This is a genomic window from Micromonospora foliorum, from assembly GCF_022229015.1.
Taxonomy (GTDB): Bacteria; Actinomycetota; Actinomycetes; order Mycobacteriales; family Micromonosporaceae; genus Micromonospora; species Micromonospora foliorum.
Genome location: NZ_JAKKFF010000094.1, coordinates 41,489 through 57,376 on the forward strand (window position 1 = coordinate 41,489; position 15,888 = coordinate 57,376).

At 68.9% G+C, this 15,888-nt stretch carries 14 protein-coding genes; 9 read left to right on the forward strand and 5 right to left on the reverse strand.

Annotation, left to right across the window (positions count from 1 at the left end; genetic code table 11):
• Positions 1-102 precede the first annotated feature (102 nt).
• Entirely contained in the window at positions 103-987 is an 885-nt protein-coding gene (locus PSH25_RS08950) for an endonuclease/exonuclease/phosphatase family protein (protein WP_238658549.1), read from the forward strand.
• 20 nt (positions 988-1,007) lie between these two features.
• Here PSH25_RS08950 and PSH25_RS08955 read toward each other — a convergent pair whose 3' ends face one another.
• Entirely contained in the window at positions 1,008-1,250 is a 243-nt protein-coding gene (locus tag PSH25_RS08955) for a GNAT family N-acetyltransferase (protein WP_238658550.1), read from the reverse strand.
• A gap of 26 nt (positions 1,251-1,276) precedes the next feature.
• On the opposite strand from PSH25_RS08955, the gene PSH25_RS08960 reads away from it, so the two are divergent.
• A complete protein-coding gene (locus tag PSH25_RS08960; protein ID WP_238658551.1) occupies positions 1,277-2,131 on the forward strand; it encodes an ATP-grasp domain-containing protein in 855 nt (284 codons plus the stop codon).
• Here PSH25_RS08960 and coaD read toward each other — a convergent pair.
• Both coaD and PSH25_RS08970 read right to left on the reverse strand, forming a co-directional pair.
• Positions 2,108-2,524, reverse strand: a complete 417-nt coding sequence (gene coaD / locus PSH25_RS08965) for a pantetheine-phosphate adenylyltransferase (protein ID WP_238658552.1) — start codon at positions 2,522-2,524, stop codon at positions 2,108-2,110. The genes PSH25_RS08960 and coaD overlap by 24 nt on opposite strands.
• A 47-nt stretch (positions 2,525-2,571) precedes the next feature.
• Entirely contained in the window at positions 2,572-2,739 is a 168-nt protein-coding gene (locus tag PSH25_RS08970) for a hypothetical protein (protein ID WP_238658553.1), read from the reverse strand.
• 159 nt (positions 2,740-2,898) lie between these two features.
• On the opposite strand from PSH25_RS08970, the gene ybiA reads away from it, so the two are divergent.
• The 5 genes from ybiA (at position 2,899) to PSH25_RS08995 (ending at position 8,986) form a co-directional block, all read left to right on the forward strand.
• Positions 2,899-3,474 (forward strand): riboflavin biosynthesis intermediates N-glycosidase, encoded by a 576-nt coding sequence (gene ybiA, locus PSH25_RS08975; RefSeq protein WP_238658581.1) that lies wholly within the window; start codon positions 2,899-2,901, stop codon positions 3,472-3,474.
• Between the two features lie 316 nt (positions 3,475-3,790).
• Positions 3,791-5,188: a family 43 glycosylhydrolase gene (locus tag PSH25_RS08980; RefSeq protein WP_238658554.1), complete on the forward strand. Its 1,398-nt coding sequence runs from the start codon at positions 3,791-3,793 to the stop codon at positions 5,186-5,188.
• Positions 5,189-5,225: 37 nt separating this feature from the next.
• Entirely contained in the window at positions 5,226-6,665 is a 1,440-nt protein-coding gene (locus tag PSH25_RS08985; protein ID WP_238658555.1) for a glycoside hydrolase family 43 protein, read from the forward strand.
• A gap of 28 nt (positions 6,666-6,693) precedes the next feature.
• Positions 6,694-8,169 carry an RICIN domain-containing protein gene (locus tag PSH25_RS08990; RefSeq protein ID WP_238658556.1) on the forward strand — a complete coding sequence of 492 codons (1,476 nt, stop codon included), beginning with the start codon at positions 6,694-6,696 and terminating at the stop codon, positions 8,167-8,169.
• A gap of 145 nt (positions 8,170-8,314) precedes the next feature.
• Positions 8,315-8,986, forward strand: a complete 672-nt coding sequence (locus tag PSH25_RS08995) for an acetoacetate decarboxylase family protein (RefSeq protein ID WP_238658557.1) — start codon at positions 8,315-8,317, stop codon at positions 8,984-8,986.
• A gap of 104 nt (positions 8,987-9,090) precedes the next feature.
• On the opposite strand, the gene PSH25_RS09000 is transcribed toward PSH25_RS08995, so the two are convergent.
• Both PSH25_RS09000 and PSH25_RS09005 read right to left on the reverse strand, forming a co-directional pair.
• Positions 9,091-9,543, reverse strand: a complete 453-nt coding sequence (locus PSH25_RS09000) for a peptidoglycan-binding domain-containing protein (RefSeq protein WP_238658558.1) — start codon at positions 9,541-9,543, stop codon at positions 9,091-9,093.
• 198 nt (positions 9,544-9,741) lie between these two features.
• On the reverse strand, positions 9,742-13,470 hold the full coding sequence (locus tag PSH25_RS09005) for an nSTAND1 domain-containing NTPase (protein WP_238658559.1): 3,729 nt from the start codon (positions 13,468-13,470) through the stop codon (positions 9,742-9,744).
• A gap of 617 nt (positions 13,471-14,087) precedes the next feature.
• Between PSH25_RS09005 and PSH25_RS09010 the strand changes: the two genes are divergently transcribed.
• The gene (locus PSH25_RS09010; RefSeq protein ID WP_238658560.1) at positions 14,088-14,798 is read left to right on the forward strand and encodes a ThuA domain-containing protein; all 711 of its coding nucleotides are present in this window, start codon (positions 14,088-14,090) and stop codon (positions 14,796-14,798) included.
• Entirely contained in the window at positions 14,768-15,886 is a 1,119-nt protein-coding gene (locus PSH25_RS09015) for a Gfo/Idh/MocA family protein (protein WP_238658561.1), read from the forward strand. Before PSH25_RS09010 ends, PSH25_RS09015 begins: the two co-directional genes overlap by 31 nt.
• The last annotated feature ends 2 nt before the right edge of the window (positions 15,887-15,888 follow it).

Consider the following 15,888-nt stretch of genomic DNA (forward strand, 5'->3'; position numbering starts at 1 on the left):
AGGTCTGTCGGGCCTTGGTAACCGGGCGTTCCTTCTGGTGTCGACTCGAATCGATAAGGTGCGTTGGCCGCCATCGACGGCGGTCCGTGCGAAGGGAACTCGATGCGCAGGACAACGCACTGGTCGGCCCGCGCCCTCCGCGCCCTCCGCGCTCTCGCGGGCGCGGTCGCGCTGGTGGCGGCCCTGTTGCCGGCGGCCCCGGCGGCTGCCGCGAGCGTGGGATTCAAGGCGGCGACGCTGAACATCTACTACGGGCTGAGCCAGGCCGACTTTGTGCACGACCTGAACCTGATCGCGTCCAAGGCGGACCTCGTCGGTCTCAACGAGGTCGGCGCCCGCAAGGCGTTCCTGGAGAGCTGGGCCGCCGACAACGGCTGGTGGTTGTACGCGCCGGGCGGGACCAACCAGGCTGGCGAAGCGTTGATCGCCAAGAAGGGCATGTTCGACGTACTCGACAAGGGCTCGATTTTCGTCTGTGACACCAACGGTCCGGGCGAGGTGCCGCCCGCGCGCTACAACAACTGGGTCAAGTACCGGCACAAGGCCAGTGGCCGCAACGTGACCCACATCAACGCCCACGCGGTGGCCAGCATCGAAACCGCCGGCCGGCCGGAGGACCTACCGCGCACCAGGTGTGCCGAGGCGCAGTTCCAGGGTCTCAAGGACCTGGCGGTCGACAAGCAGGACGAGGGTCAGGTCATCGTGAGCGGTGACCTGAACGTCGACTTCAGCGCCGACCGGAGCTACGGGTACGCGAAGTTCCCGTGGCAGGTCTTCGAGGCCAACGAGCTGCCGAATCTGCGCTCCAACTACAACCTCTACGGCGAGAAGGGCACCGGGACGCACGGCAACCGGCACATCGACTACGTCTACTTCTGGAAGCGGCTGCCCGAGTACCAGCTGATGTGGATGACCGATTACGACATCGTCGGTGACACCAGGTCCGACCACAACGGTGTCGTCGCCACGTTCTCCATCCAGACCTGACGCCTTCGGTCCACCGGGTACTAGCCTCGGCGCTCGGGATGTCCCCGGTGCGCCGCCCACTCGGGCGCGAGGATCGACATCACCGTGGCGTCAACCCAGTCGTCGCCGTCGCGCAGGACCTGCCGCAGCACACCCTCGGCGACGAAGCCGACCTTTTCGTACACCCGCCGGGCCCGGGGGTTGAAGGCGAACACCTCCAGCGAGATGCGGTGCAGGCAGAGCCTCTCGAAACCGTGGCCGACGACGACCCCGGCGACGTGCAACCAGTTTCCGGGGGCAGGATACGAGGGTGATCCTGATCGTTCCCGCGAACCCGCTGCGTCCACGCCATCCGGACGAGCACTTCACTGCCGAGGCTGAGGCAGCCCGTGCCGCCGGGTTCCAGGTGGCGGTCGTCGACCACGACGCGGTGGCACGGGGCGGTGACGTACGTCGGGCGGTGGCCTCAGTCTCGGGCACCGGTGCGGCGGTCTATCGCGGTTGGATGCTGCGCAGCGAGCGGTACGCGGCGTTCGCCGAGGCTCTCGCCGAGCGCGGTGTGGTGTTGAGAACCAGTGGTGAGCAGTATCGGCGGGCACATGAGCTGCCCGGCTGGTATGCGGCGTTGGTGGCGGTCACTCCCGCGTCGGTGTGGACCCGCGGCTCGGATCGGGCAGATCTTGACCATGCGCGCGTCACGCTCGGGGCGGGACCGGCGGTACTGCGTGACTACAGCAAGTCGATGAAGCACTACTGGGACGACGCGGCCTTCCTCCCCGAGCTCGACGACGCGGTGGCAGTCTGGAGAGTGGCGAGCCGGTTCCTGGAGTTGCGTGAGGACGACTTCGTGGGCGGGTTCGTGCTGCGCCGCTTCGAGCGGTTCACCTCTGCGGAGGTACGCACCTGGTGGGTCAACGGCGACTGCGTCCTGATCGGCCCACATCCGGACACCCCGAACGATCGCCCTTTGGTCGAGGTCGACCTGGAGCCGGTCGCCCCGATGATCGCCGGGCTCGGGTTGCCCTTCGTCACCGTGGACCTCGCCCTACGCGTCGACGGCGTGTGGCGGGTCATCGAACTCGGCGATGGGCAGGTCAGCGATCGGCCGGCCACCATCGAGCCCGAAGCGATGATCGCCGCCCTACTCGGCCCGCCACGCTCCTAGCGTGCGCAGCGCGGTCGACGACACCGCGGCCAGTTCGGGCTGCGCCGGCAGAAACACCGTGGGTACACCCAGCGACTGGTTCATCGCTGCGAGCTGGTACTCAGCCCGGAGGTCGGTGGTGTTACGCACGCCGCGGACAATCACTCCTACGTCCCGGAGACGACAGTAGGTGGCGGTCAAACCGCTCCACGCCGCAACGCTGACCGAGGTCCACTCGACCGGCAGCACGGCCCGGACGGCGGCCGCCCGCTCCTCTTCGTCGCTGCCCGGATGCTTGATGCTGTTGACCGCGACGAGCACGACCACCTCGTCGAAGAGAGCACGCGCCCGGCTGACCACATTCACATGCCCCGGAGTGAAGGGATCGAAGCTGCCGGGGTAGACCGCTCGCACCCGTACGCGGCCGAAGGTCCGTGCTGTCGGAGGCGACGATTCGGGTGTCACGGTCGCAGGACCCGCTGCGCATCGCTGATGACCTGCTCCGAGGCGATCGGGGCCCACGAGGCGAACAGCTCCCGGAAGTAGGCCCCGTGCCGGTCCGCCACCGCAGGATCGTGCTCAGCTCCAAGCCGGCGGAGCCAGACCCGCACGCCGTCATCCGTGCTCATGGTCCGACTGTAGGCATCGGCCGTCGGATGCGATGGCAGCCGGACGTGGGCAATTTGTCACAGCGCCGTGGGCATACCCGGCGTCGCGGCGGCCGCGAGCGCGTCGTCGCGGTCGAAAATGCGGGGTACGCGCAACGCTGGTGCCGCACACTCGCCATCATGCTGGCATCGGTTCGTAGCGTCGGGGATCTGGTCGCTGCGCAGGCGCAGGGTCATCGGGTCAAGTTCCTGTTCTTCTGGGGGCACCAGCCCGAGCGTGACGGGGCTGTCGGCGCAGGGTGCCTGAGCCAGTGGTGGCCGGCGCCGTTCACCGTCGACGAGCTGCGGTTTCCCACTGCCGAGCACTACATGATGTGGCGCAAGGCCACCCTGTTCGGCGACGGCGCGATGGCGGAACAGATCCTCGCCGCGCCGCATCCCCACGCCGCCAAGGTGCTCGGGGGACGCGTCGCGGGTTTCGATCAGCAGACCTGGAGCGAACACCGTTTCGCGATCGTGGTGGCCGGCAACCTCGCGAAGTTCGACCAGCATCCCGCGCTCCGGGCATTTCTGCTGGCCACCGGGCAGCGAGTTCTGGTGGAGGCCAGCCCGGTCGACCGGATCTGGGGTATCGGCCTGGACCGCGACGATCCGGCTGCTGGCGACCCGGGCTGTTGGCGGGGCCTCAACCTGCTCGGGTTCGCGCTCATGCAGGTGCGTGAGGTGCTCAGGGACCACGGTCCTCACGATGCCTGACCGAAGCGGACTTCTCCATCATCCGTCGATGACTCCAGCCGGGGGAGCGACCATGGTCGATCCCTTGACACGTGTAGATGCGATCGCTAACACTGGTCCGCAACGCGACCTTAACGAGCCGAACACATTGTGCCTGTAGCGGCATGACGCGCCAGGCTGTCCCGTACGGGCAGGTCATCCGTTGGTAGAACCGCCAGAATCCCGGCCCGATCGCCTGCCGGTGCTGTTAACGCTAACATAGATGATCTTCCGGGAAGGGGTCGGGACCGTGGTTTCACGGGGCAGGGCAGCGGCATCGCTGTCGGGAGCATCGACCATGCGCCCACGTGCCCTCCTCGTGCTCTCCGCCGTGGCCGCCGCGGCTGTCGTGGTGGTGGCCGACGGGCCGGCGCACGCCGCCACGCTGCCGACCGGCGCCGTCTCGCTGGAGGCGGTCAACCAAGTCGGACGGTACGTACGCCACATCGACTATCTCGGTCAGCTCGACCCGGTCACCTCCAGCAGCGCCAACCAGACCAAGCTGGATGCCACCTTCACCGTGGTCAACGGTCTGGCGTCGCCGACCTGCCACTCGTTCCAGACCAAGGCCGGCATGTTCCTGCGGCACCGCGACTACCGACTCCGGGTCGACCCGAACACCGGCGACGCGGCGTTCCGGGCCGACGCCACCTTCTGTGCCGTGGACGGCTCGGTCAGCGGATCGGTGGCGCTCGCCTCGTACAACTACCCGAACCGGCGGATCCGGCACCGCGACTTCGCGCTCTGGCTCGACGCCTACCAGGACACGGCCGCGTTCCGGGCGGACAGCGCCTTCCGCCTCGTCGCGCCCTGGGCGCCCAGGACCACCAAGGGTCCGGTGATCCCGGGCCTCTTCGCCGACCCGCACCTCGCCGTGTTCAACGGCCGCTACTACCTGTACCCGACCACCGACGGCTACGCGAGCTGGTCCGGCACCTACTACAAGGCGTTCTCCTCCACCGACCTGGTCAACTGGACCGACCACGGCGTGATCCTCGACCACGGTCCGGACGTGTCCTGGGCGGACAACTCGGCCTGGGCGCCCGCGGTGGCAAGCGCCAACGGCCGCTACTACCTGTACTTCAGCGGCGGCGCGGCCAGCGGCAACACGGCCAAACAACTCGGCGTGGCGGTGGCCGACAGCCCCACCGGGCCGTTCCGTGACGCGCTGGGCCGACCGCTCGTCCGCAGCGACCAGTTCTCCGGCGGGCAGACAATCGACCCGATGGTGTTCACCGACGACGATGGGCAGTCCTACCTGTACTGGGGGCAGGGCGTCGCGCGGGCGGTGCGGTTGAACGCCGACATGGTCTCGTTCGACGCGGCGCAGGCGCGGGTCATTACCCCGTCCGGCTACAACGAGGCGCCGTTCGTGTTCAAACGCAACGGTCTCTACTACTTCATGTGGTCGGAGAACGACACGCGCAGCGAGGACTACCGCGTCGCCTACGCCACCGGCTCATCCCCTCTCGGGCCGTGGACCAGGCGTGGCGTGGTGCTGCAGAAGCGACTCGACGTCGGCATCAAGGGCACCGGTCACCACTCGGTGGTCCGGGCACCCGGCAGCGACACCTGGTACATCGCCTACCACCGGTTCGCGGTCCCGGCCGGCAACGGCACCAACCGCGAGACCGCCATCGACCGGATGGAGTTCAGCACCGACGGCACCATCCGCCCCGTCGTACCGACCCTCTAGCTGACTCGTACGCCCCCTGCGCGAAGGAGAGAGACACATGTCGAGAGTCCTCGCCCGGCTCGGTGCGGTTGCGGTCACCGCGTGCCTGCTGTTCACCACATGGTCGGCGGCGACACCGAAGGAGGCGGCGGCGCTCGACCCGACCGTCGGCTACCTGATGGCGCACTTCACCGGCGAGTCCTCGACCGACCAGCAGATCTACCTCGCCCACAGCACCGACGGCCTACGCTGGACCGACCTCAACAACGGTGGGCTCGTACTGCGGTCCACCGTCGGTACCCGCGGTGTCCGCGACCCCGCCCTGGTCCGCTCGCCCGGCGGCGACCGATACTGGATCATCGCCACGGACCTGTGCATCGGCTGCGGCCAGGACTGGTCGACCGCGATCAACAACGGCAGCCGCAACCTCGTCGTGTGGGAGTCCACCGATCTGGTCACCTGGTCGACGCCGTGGCTGCTGAACGTCGCCGGCGCGATCCCCGACGGACGCAACGCCTGGGCTCCGGAGGCGATCTGGAACCCGGCCACCGGCGACTACGTCCTCTACTGGGCGACGAACGTCCCGCTCAACGGGGTGACCAAGCACCGCATCTACTACGCGCGCACCACGGACTTCCGCAGCGTCACCACGCCGCAGACCTACGTGAACCGTCCCGGAAGCCAGGAGATCATCGACACCCAGATCATCGAGGTGCCGGCCGGTGTCGGCTCCTACCGCTACATACGGGCCTCCCGGGACGGCCAGATCGCCATCGAGGGCAGCAACTCCATCCTCGGCACCTGGACCAGCCTCGGGAACCTCTCCGGCATCGGGCTGACCGGCTCCCAGGTCGAAGGCCCGATGTGGATGAAGATGAACACCCGCAACGAGTGGGTCCTCTACCTCGACCAGTACTCCAGCGGACGCGGCTACCTGCCGGTCCTGACCACCAACCCGTCGAGCCCGGGCAGCTACCGACTCCCGGCGTCCGGCTCGTACGCGATGGGTGGCACCAAGAAACGGCACGGGTCGATCCTCAACCTGACCGCCGCCGAACAGAACCGGGTGCTCGCCCGCTGGCCGGCCACCGCGGTCAACCGGATCCAGTCGTACAACTTCCAGGACCGGTACGTACGGCACTACGACTACGACGTCCGCATCGACCCGAACGTCAGCCCCGCCCAGGACGGCCAGTGGCGGCTGGTGCCCGGCCTGGCCGGCTCCGGCACCGTCTCCGTCCAGTCGGTCAACTACCCGGGCTACTACCTGCGCCACTACGGGTTCGACTTCCGGCTGGAAGCCAACGACGGCACGACCACCTTCGCCGCCGACGCCACCTTCCGACAGGTCGCCGGTCTTGCCAACTCCTCGTGGACATCGTTCCAGTCCTACAGCCACCCCGACCGCTACCTCCGGCACTACGCCTACCTGCTCCGGCTCGACCCGGTCGCTGACGCGCAGAGCCGTGCCGACGCCACCTTCCGCGTGACCAGCTGAGCTGGTCCCTGTCCAAGGAGTTCCGACTGTGGCACTACATCGACGGGCGTTGTCCGCCCTGGTGGCCGCGCTGACCGCGTTGGTTGGCATCGTCGTCGTCACGTCGTCGCCGGCCACCGCCGCCACCAACCAGTTCCGAGGCATGAACTGGGCCGTGTTGGGTGACAACTTCAAGACCAGCCCACTCGTCGTGCAGGGCCTGAGCTCGTCCGACAGCAACGCGACGGTGCGCGCCAAGGCCAACGCCCTCTACGACGACATGGCGTCCACCATGGGGGTCAACACCGTCCGGCTGCCGATCAATACCCACACCGTGGGGACGGCCTGGTGGGAGGCGTACCGCGGCGCCATCGACGCCGCAACCGCCCGCGGCTTCAAGGTCATCCTCGCGTACTGGGAGGACGGCGCCGCCTCCGGCGGCAGGATCACGAACCTCGCCGCCTGGAACGCGATGTGGTCCACCGTGACCAACACGTACGGCTCGAACACCAACGTCTACTTCGAGCCGATGAACGAGCCGCACGGTTACAGCTCGGCGGAGTGGCGCAACGTCGCGGCGAACTGGCTCAGCTACCACTACTCGGCGGTGCCCGGCCGGGTGCTGATCGGCGGCACCGGCTTCAGCCAGGACCTGCGCGACATCTGCAACGACAGCCGCTTCAACTTGACGCTGCTGTCCTTCCACTACTACGCCTTCTTCTACGGCGCGATGACCTACGACGCCTTCCGCAGCCACATCCAGACCCGCCTCGGCACCTGCGCCTCCCGCGCGGTCGCCACCGAGTTCGGCGCGCCCATGAACGACGGCCGCAACTACGCCGACGCGGGCAGCACCGACAACTTCGTGCGCTACATCCGCGCCATGGCCCAGGTCATGCGCGACAACCAGATGGGAGGCACCTACTGGCCCGCCCTCGGCGGCAAGACCGGCAGCATCGGCTACGACTGGTACTCGATGTTCGCCCTCAGCGGCAGCGGCACCGACCTCAACCTGACCGTCCGCAACACCTCCGGCGCGGACCGGATCCGGTACGCGTGGGGCGACACCGTCGACGGCGGCCCGACCACCCCGCCGCCATCGACGGGCACGTTCTACCGGATCGATGTGCGGCACAGCGGCAAGGCCATGGACGTGCAGCAACCGAACACCGACAACGGTGCGCGCGTCGGCCAGTACACGTACGGCGGGAGTGCGTGGCAGCAGTGGCAGTTCCAGGACGCCGGCAGCGGCTACTGGCGCATCATCAGCCGGCACAGCGGAAAGTGCCTCGACGTGGTGAGCGCGTCAACCGCCGACGGCGCCGAGCTGGTCCAGTACACCTGCGGCACCGGCGCCAACCAGCAGTTCCAGATGGTCGCCAACGGCGGCTACTTCCAGCTGCGGGCACGGCACAGCAACAAGTGCGTGGACGTGCCGGGCGCGGCGACCGCGGACGGGGTGGTCCTCAAGCAGTATTCGTGCAACTCCGGCACCAACCAGCAGTGGTCCCGCAGCACCGTCTGACGGTCGTCTCGACGTAACGACCGATCCACGGTGACCTGCCGAGCCGACAACGACGGGTTGCATGTCGGCAATCCGTCGTTGTCCGGGCGGCGGGCGGCTCCGTAGCGTCGCGACTACGGACCGATGCCCAGCGGAAGGACCCCTCGTGACCGAAATCGTCGCTCCGCAGCTCGTCGTGAACAGCAGAATGCTCTACTTCGGTTGGCTGCCGGCCGACCCCGACGCGGTGGCCGCGCTGGTGCCCGACGGGCTCCGGCCGGCACCGAACCACCAGGTCTTCATGAACCAGTACGTCGTCGACGACGCCGGGCAGACCTCTGGCTTCGGCGCCTACTCCCTGACGTACATCGGTCCGGACCTCTCCGGGGTCGACGCTCCCGACGGTGTCACACCCGGCCGCTGGTGGACGCACTACGTCAACTCCAGCCCGGTCGTCCGGGCGTACGCCGCCGCCCGGGGCGTCCCGGCTACCCCGGGAAGGACCACCATCGAGGTACGGGGGCACCGGCTGATCGCCACCACGGAGGCGGACGGCGTACCCGTGATCAGGACGACGGCCCGCGTCGGGCGCACCGGTGACGCCGTCAACCGGGGTCAGTTGCGCTACCTCACCCGGCTGGACGGCAAGTTGCTCAGCGGCAACTACCCGTTCGTGGCGGAACCGGTCGACCCGTTCGAGGTCGAGTCGCTGGAGTTCCTCGCGCCCGACCACCCGGTGTACGCGCTACGTCCGGCCGATCCGCTGGAAATCGTCTGGGGCTTCTACTCACCACGCGCGTCGTTCGCCTACCCGGGTGGCGAGTCGGTACTCGACTGAGCCCGTCACCTCTGAAGGTCTCCACGACGATCGGCAACGTGGGGATCGGCGAGCCGGCGGTGGCAGCGTTTGCGATGTCACCGCCGGCGCGTACCCAGCGGCAGCTACGGCAGCGGACGGCCGAGGCGGGCACAGGTAGGGGTTCCGTAGGTTCCGCCCGTGTAGGCGGGGAACTTCAGGGATGCGCGTGACTGGGGCCCGAACTGGCCGTCCGCGCTGATGCCTGCCTTGCTCTGGGCGAACTTCAGCGCGTTGAAGGTCAATTGGCCGAACGCACCGTCATCGTTGAGCAGCGTCTTGCCGGCGGGTGCGAGGTAGCAGTCGTTCAGGGCCCACTGAAGGGCCACCGTGCCCGCCCCGCCGTCGCCCCAGAGCAGCGAGCACGGCAGGACGCCGTACTTGCCGATCGGCGCGGCGACCCGATAGCCCGCCTGGTTGCTGACGTCGACGTAGGATTCGCACTCCGGCTCACTGCGAGCGTGGGCGGGGCTGGCGGTGACGAGCGTGCCCACGAGCACGGTCATGAGCAATGCCAACAGTGCTGCCATTCGCTTCATTGAGATTCTCCTTCATCGCAGTGTCGTCCGGTGCCCGGGCCCCCGTCGGGCTGCTCCCGGGCAGTCGGACTCCTCGGTGGACACCCACCGCACGGTTCGTGTCCTGGAGTCAGGCTGGTTCGGGGCGGGGTTGTCCGACAGAGCGGCGGCGCCGGACAAACAACGCCGGACAATTCTTCGGACGTCTGCGCAGCTCAGTCAGCGACTCGGCGGTGTGCCGCAGGAGGGGTCGTACCGCTCTGATGGGATGTGCGTCGCCCACTCCTGCCGGGTCAGCTCACGGCCGACGGTGGCGCAGATCTGGGCCCTGGCGGCGCGAAGATCGAACGACCAGCTGATGATTCGGCCGTCCTCCGCGCCGGAGATGAGAGTTCTGGCGGCGGTGAAGGCGAGCCCGCGGACTCTCGCGCCATGGCCGCTGAGGGTCGCAACGCGTTGCTGGGTAACGGTGTCCCAGACGACGATGGTGCCGTCGTCGCCAGCGGAGGCGATCCTGCGGCCGTCGCGACTGAAGGCAAGGACCTGGACGGGCGCGGTGTGGCCGTGCAGAACGGCGAGTTCGCTGCCGGTCGCGGCGTCCCAGAGCTTGACGGTACGGCTGTCGCCGGCGGTCGCGAGCAGAGCGCCGTCCGGGCTTACCGCGATGTCCTGCACTGTGCCCTGCTGGCTCTTCACTCGGCTGAGAAGTTTGCCGGTGGTGACGTCCCACGTGTTGACGAAGCCGCCCACGCTCGCGCCCAGGAGACGGCGGCCGTCGGGGGTGAAGGCCAGCGACGTGACGATGTGCGCCGGGAACCTGGCCGTGATGTCGGTCGGGTTGTTGATGTCGCCGACGTCCCAGATGAAGGGGCCAAGCGTGGCGGCTGCGACGAGACGGCCACCAGGATCAAAGGCGACATCCGTGGACGCACCGATTCCCTTGGACACGATCGGTCGGGTGGCGTGTCGTCGACGTTGGAGATCCCAGATCGTGACGATGTTGTTCCGGGTCACGGCGGCGAGCCGGAGCCCGTCGGGGCTGAACGCGACGGCCTGTACCTCGTCTGCGTGTCCGGCGAGGGCGGCCACTTGTCTACCGTCGGTGTCCCAGAGGCGGACGGTGCCGTCGCTGCCCGCCGAGGCGACACGTGTTCCGTCCGGGCTGATCTTCAGGTCTTTGACCTGTGCCGCGAAACCGCTGAACGGGGCGTCCTCCAGATTGTGGAGCACGATGGTTCCGTTGAAGCCGGCGGAGGCGAGCATCGCCCCGTCCCGGCTCAGTGCGACGGACACCGTTTCGGTGCGGCCGCGGTCCTGAAAGGTCTGCAGGGACTCGCGGCGTCGCACGTCCCAGATGGTGATCGCGCCGTTCTCGTCGGCTACGGCGAGCTTGCTGTCGGTGGGTGCGGAGATGGTCCATGCGTAGCGGCCGGCCAGCGGCAGCGGCGGAAGGCGGACCGGCTGGCCGCCGGCAAGATCCCACAGGTACACCCCGCGGTCGTCGGCGGAACCCGCGAGGATGTACCCCGAGGGACCGAAGGCGACCGAGAAGACATGATCGGCGGGCAGTCTGGCGAACACCGCGCCGGTCGCCACACGCCAAGCGGCCGGGTGCTTCACCCCGTCGCTGGAGACAAGGACCGCGCCGTCGTGGCTGAACGTGAGCGATCTGACCGGACTCCGGTGCTCGCGGAGCACTGTGCGAGTTGTGGTCCGCAGATCGTAGAGGGCGATGTCGCCGGCACGGCCGGCATTCGCGTCGGTGCCGGGGCCGCCGGCGAGGCCGACGGCGAGCTTGGTCCCGTCGGGGCTGAAGGCCATGCCCGACCCGAGGTTGTTCTCCGTCAACCGGGTCTTCTGTTGGCGCGTTGCTACATCCCAGATGATGATGGACCTGTCGATCCCGACGGAGGCGAGCAGCCTTCCGTGGTCGGCGAAGGCCAGGTCGGCGGTCCGACCGGTGTGGCCGGAGAGGGTGGCGAGCCGCGTGCCGCGTGCGGGGTCCCACAATCCGATGGTGCCGTCACCGGCCGCGGAGGCCAACAGGGAATGGTCCGGGTTGAACGCGACCGTGTAGATGGACGGCCCGCCGACGTTGAGCTCGGTGCGGCGGGGCGCGGCCGCCGCGCTGAGCACACTGCCCTGGGTCTCGGTGTTCGAGTTGAGGTGGTCGGCCTCGACGGCCAGCAGGCCGGCCAGATCGGGATCGGTGGCGAGCAGGGATCGGGCTTGCAGCGACAGTTCACCGGAGAGCGTGGCCACCTGCTGTCGGCGGGTGTCCTGGCGTTGTCGTACCGCGACGCCGCCGCCCAGCAGGGCGAGGACGAGCAGCGTGGATATGCCTGCGACGAGGCGCTTGAACAGGCGGGCCTGACGCCGGACGGCGTTCTGCTCGGATTCGGCGAGAGCGGAGCTGGCGTGCAGGAAAGAGCTTTCGAGTTCGTTGAGCTCCTCCGGATGGTCCTCGGCCAGGGCCCGCGCGCCCAGGAGTTGGGTTCCCCGGTACAGGGCTCCAGCATCACGGTGGAGCGTCGCCCAGGTGTGCGCGGCTTCGGTGAGTCGCCGGTGGATCAGCAGGTTTGCGCGACCATCGGTCAGCCATCGGTGTAGCCGCGGCCAGGCCCGGATGAGTGCCTCATGGGCCACCTCCACCGTGCCGTCGCCCATGACCACCAGACGGGATTCGGCCAGCTTGTCCAGAACTCGGGCAGTGACAGCCTCGTCGGCGATACCGTCGAGTTCGGTACGCATGATGCGCCGCCGGGTGTCCTCGGTGCCGTCGCCCAATGCGGTGAGCCGCAGGAAGACCCGGCGAGCGGCGTGTTGCTCGGCTGACCCGAAGTCGCCGTAGGCCCGCTCGGCAGTCTGGGCGATCGCCCCGCGCACACCGCCGCTCGCCTGATAGGCCGTCAGGGTGAGGGTCTCCCCGGTTCGTCGTTGCCACGTCTCGAGGAGCGCGTGCGAGACGAGCGGCAACGCGCCCGGCTCGTCGGCGGCATCGGCGAGCACCGTGCTGACCAGGTCGGCTTCGACGCCGATGCCGACCTGGGCGGCGGGCCGGATGATGATGTCCCGCAGGTCGGTGGAGCTCACCGGCCGCACCAGAAGGTACGCCTCGTCGTCCAGCGCGGCGGCGAGGTTCGGGTACTGCATGAGGTGGGCGAGGAAGTCGGCGCGTACCCCGAGCACCACAGTTGTGCGGCGGTCGGGGCCGTGCGCGGCGTCCAGCAGCGCCTCGATGAACCGGCGGCGTTCCGCCTTGTCGGGGCAGAGTGTGAACACCTCCTCGAACTGATCCACCACCAGCAGCGCGCGGGCCTGCGGCGGGCCGCCCGCCAGTGCGCTCCGCACCGCGATGTCGAGCGCCGCGGGATCCGCCGCCAGGTCCTTTCGGATTTCTGGGGCATCCTGGCCGGTCAACTTCGCGACCTCGGCGGCCAACGCCTCCAGCGGGCATTCGGTCGGCGTCAACAACATGGTCTGCCACCGCTGCGCGAGCCCACGGTCGGCGGTGATGGCTCCCAGCAGACCGGCCCGCAGCAATGAGGACTTGCCGCTTCCGGAAGCCCCGACGACAGCGGTCAGGCACCGCCGATCGACCCGTGCCCAGAGCCGCTCGACCAACTCCGTACGGCCGAAGAACAGCTCCGCCTGCTCGGGCTGGAATGCCGTCAGCCCCTGATACGGGCAGCGCTGCGCGGTGGTCTCGGCGGTGCCGGAGGCGGCCGCCGCTTCGGAGATGGCTGACCACCGTGCCCGCCACTCGGCCGGGTCGCCGCCACAGGCTTGGACGTACCCGAGCGTCACCTCCAGCGACGGCAGCCGGTCACCCTTCGCCGCGTCCGCCAAGGTGCTTGCCGAGTAGTGCGCGCGCCGAGCCAGGAGCCGATAGCTCGGGTTGCCCGCATGCTCCCGCAACTGTCGTAGCTGCCACGCCAACCGTTGCACCGGGCCTGCCGCCGGGTCTACGGGCTTCTCCGGACGGCCCAATACCCACCTCCGCATACAGGGCCGTAACTCTCGCCGCGCGACCATGGCGAGCTTCGGCACGGGCGCCCATCGGATCGGGCCAGAAGAAGTATCCAGTTGCGGCGATGCGGTTGCGGCCTGGGGTTCGGTCCGCGCCGGCAGGCAGCAGGTAACGACTGTCCCATCGGAGCGGGGGAGCACTCGCCTGGGCCTGGCGTTGCGCTACCGTCAAAGCGCGTACCCCGGCGTCGATCAGTCCGCGTCCAGCGGCCGTCGGTGGCCCGTAGGACCCCACCAGATCCAAGGAGAACCCGATGCCGGAGCCTGAGCCCGCCCAAGACGCCCCCGCGGTGGCTGCCGACACCTCAACAACGGCCGAGGCCGAGACCGAGACCGAGACCGAGACCGAGCAGCCTGCCGTTCCCGCGAATCGGGCTGCCCGACGCGCGAAAGGCAAGGTCGTCTCGCCTCAACCGCATGGAAAGGGTCAGCACCTCGGCGGCCGGGGCTCGGTCCAGAGCCCTCGCCAGTGGGGTAACCGCCGTAGCGGTTGATCCGTTGATGGGCGCTCGGTCGGACCGTGGGAGGGAGCGAGGGTGGCGCAGCGGAGAGCACTTGTGGTTCGGGGCGGTTGGGAGGGGCACCAGCCGGTCAAGGCGACGGAGTTGTTCCTCCCCTTCCTCGAACGGAGCGGCTATGCCGTACGAATCGAGGACTCGACCGAGATCTACGCCGATGCCGCCGAGATGGCGGAGACCGACCTCGTCGTGCAGTGCATGACGATGTCGCAGATCACCGCGGAGCAGGTGGCGGGCCTCAGCGCGGCGGTCATCGCCGGTATGGGCTTCACCGGCTGGCACGGCGGCATCGTGGACTCGTTCCGCGCGTCATCCGAATACCTGCATCTGGTGGGCGGCCAGTTCGCGACCCATCCGGGTCGGGAGCCGTGTGAGCGTCACGGTGGTCCGGAGGACAACTTCCTGCCGCACACGGTGCGCGTCACCGACCTCGGCCGGGAGCACCCGATCACCGCGGGAATCGAGGACTTCGACCTGGTCACCGAGCAGTACTGGGTGCTGCACGATGACCTCATCGACGTACTGGCCGTGACCACCCACCCGACCCAGGCGTGGCATCCGTGGCACCGGCCGGTCACCTCGCCCGCGATCTGGACCCGACGGTGGGGTGCCGGGCGCATCGTCGTGACGACCCCGGGGCACAGCCTGGACGTGCTGGAGCACCCGAGCGTCCGTACCGTCATCGAGAGGGGGATGGTGTGGGCGACCCGCACCGTGTCGGCGTCGTAGGTCTCGGGGTCATCTCCCGCGCCTACCTGGACACACTCGCGGACCACCCCGAGGTGAGCATCGTCGCGGTGGCCGACCTCGACGCCTCCCGGTCGGCCGCGGTCGCGGCCACGATTCCCGGAGCCGAGGCGATGAGCGTGGAGCGTCTGCTCACCCGCCCGGACGTGCGGACGGTGCTCAACCTCACCATCCCCGCGGCGCACGCGGACGTCTCGCTGGGTGCGATCGACGCCGGCAAGAACGTGTACGTCGAGAAGCCGCTCGCCGTGACGTTCCCGGACGGCCGCTCGATCATCGAACGGGCCGCGTCGGCCGGCGTCCGCGTCGGGTGCGCGCCGGACACCGTCCTGGGCACGGGTACGCAGACGGCTCGGGCGGCGATCGACGGCGGGCTCATCGGACGCCCGATGTCCGCGTCGGCCGTCATGGTCACGCCGGGGCACGAGCGCTGGCATCCCCACCCCGACTTCTACTACGCCCCGGGCGGCGGCCCGATGCTGGACATGGGGCCGTACTACATCTCGGCGCTCATCCACCTGCTCGGGCCGGTCCGGGCGGTGACCGGAGCCGCCAGCCGCCTACGCGCCGAGCGTGTCATCGGCTCGGGCCCACGGACCGGCGAGCGGATCCCGGTGGGGGTGGACACCCACCTCACCGGCGTACTCGAGCACGCCAACGGTGCTCTCTCCACCATCACGACGAGCTTCGACGGCGTCCGGACGACGGCGGCGCCGATCGAGGTCCACGGGGAGGCCGGCACGCTCGCCGTACCCGATCCGAACTACTTCGACGGTGAGGTCCGCCTCTTCGCGCTCGGCGACACCGAATGGCGCGCTCTCGAACCGCGGGCCGGTTACGCCAAGGGTTCCCGGGGCATCGGGCTGATCGACCTCGCCAGGGCCGACGATCAGCGTCCGCCGCGCGCTGACGGCCACGTCGCACTGCACGTACTCGAAACGATGACCAGCCTGCTCCGCTCGGCGACGGAAGGCCGGCGGATCGAGCTGACGACGGTGGTGGAGCGGCCGGCGCCGGTTCCGCTCACCCCGGTCGAGGACTGGAAGGCGTACGACGCGAACGGACGCTGAAG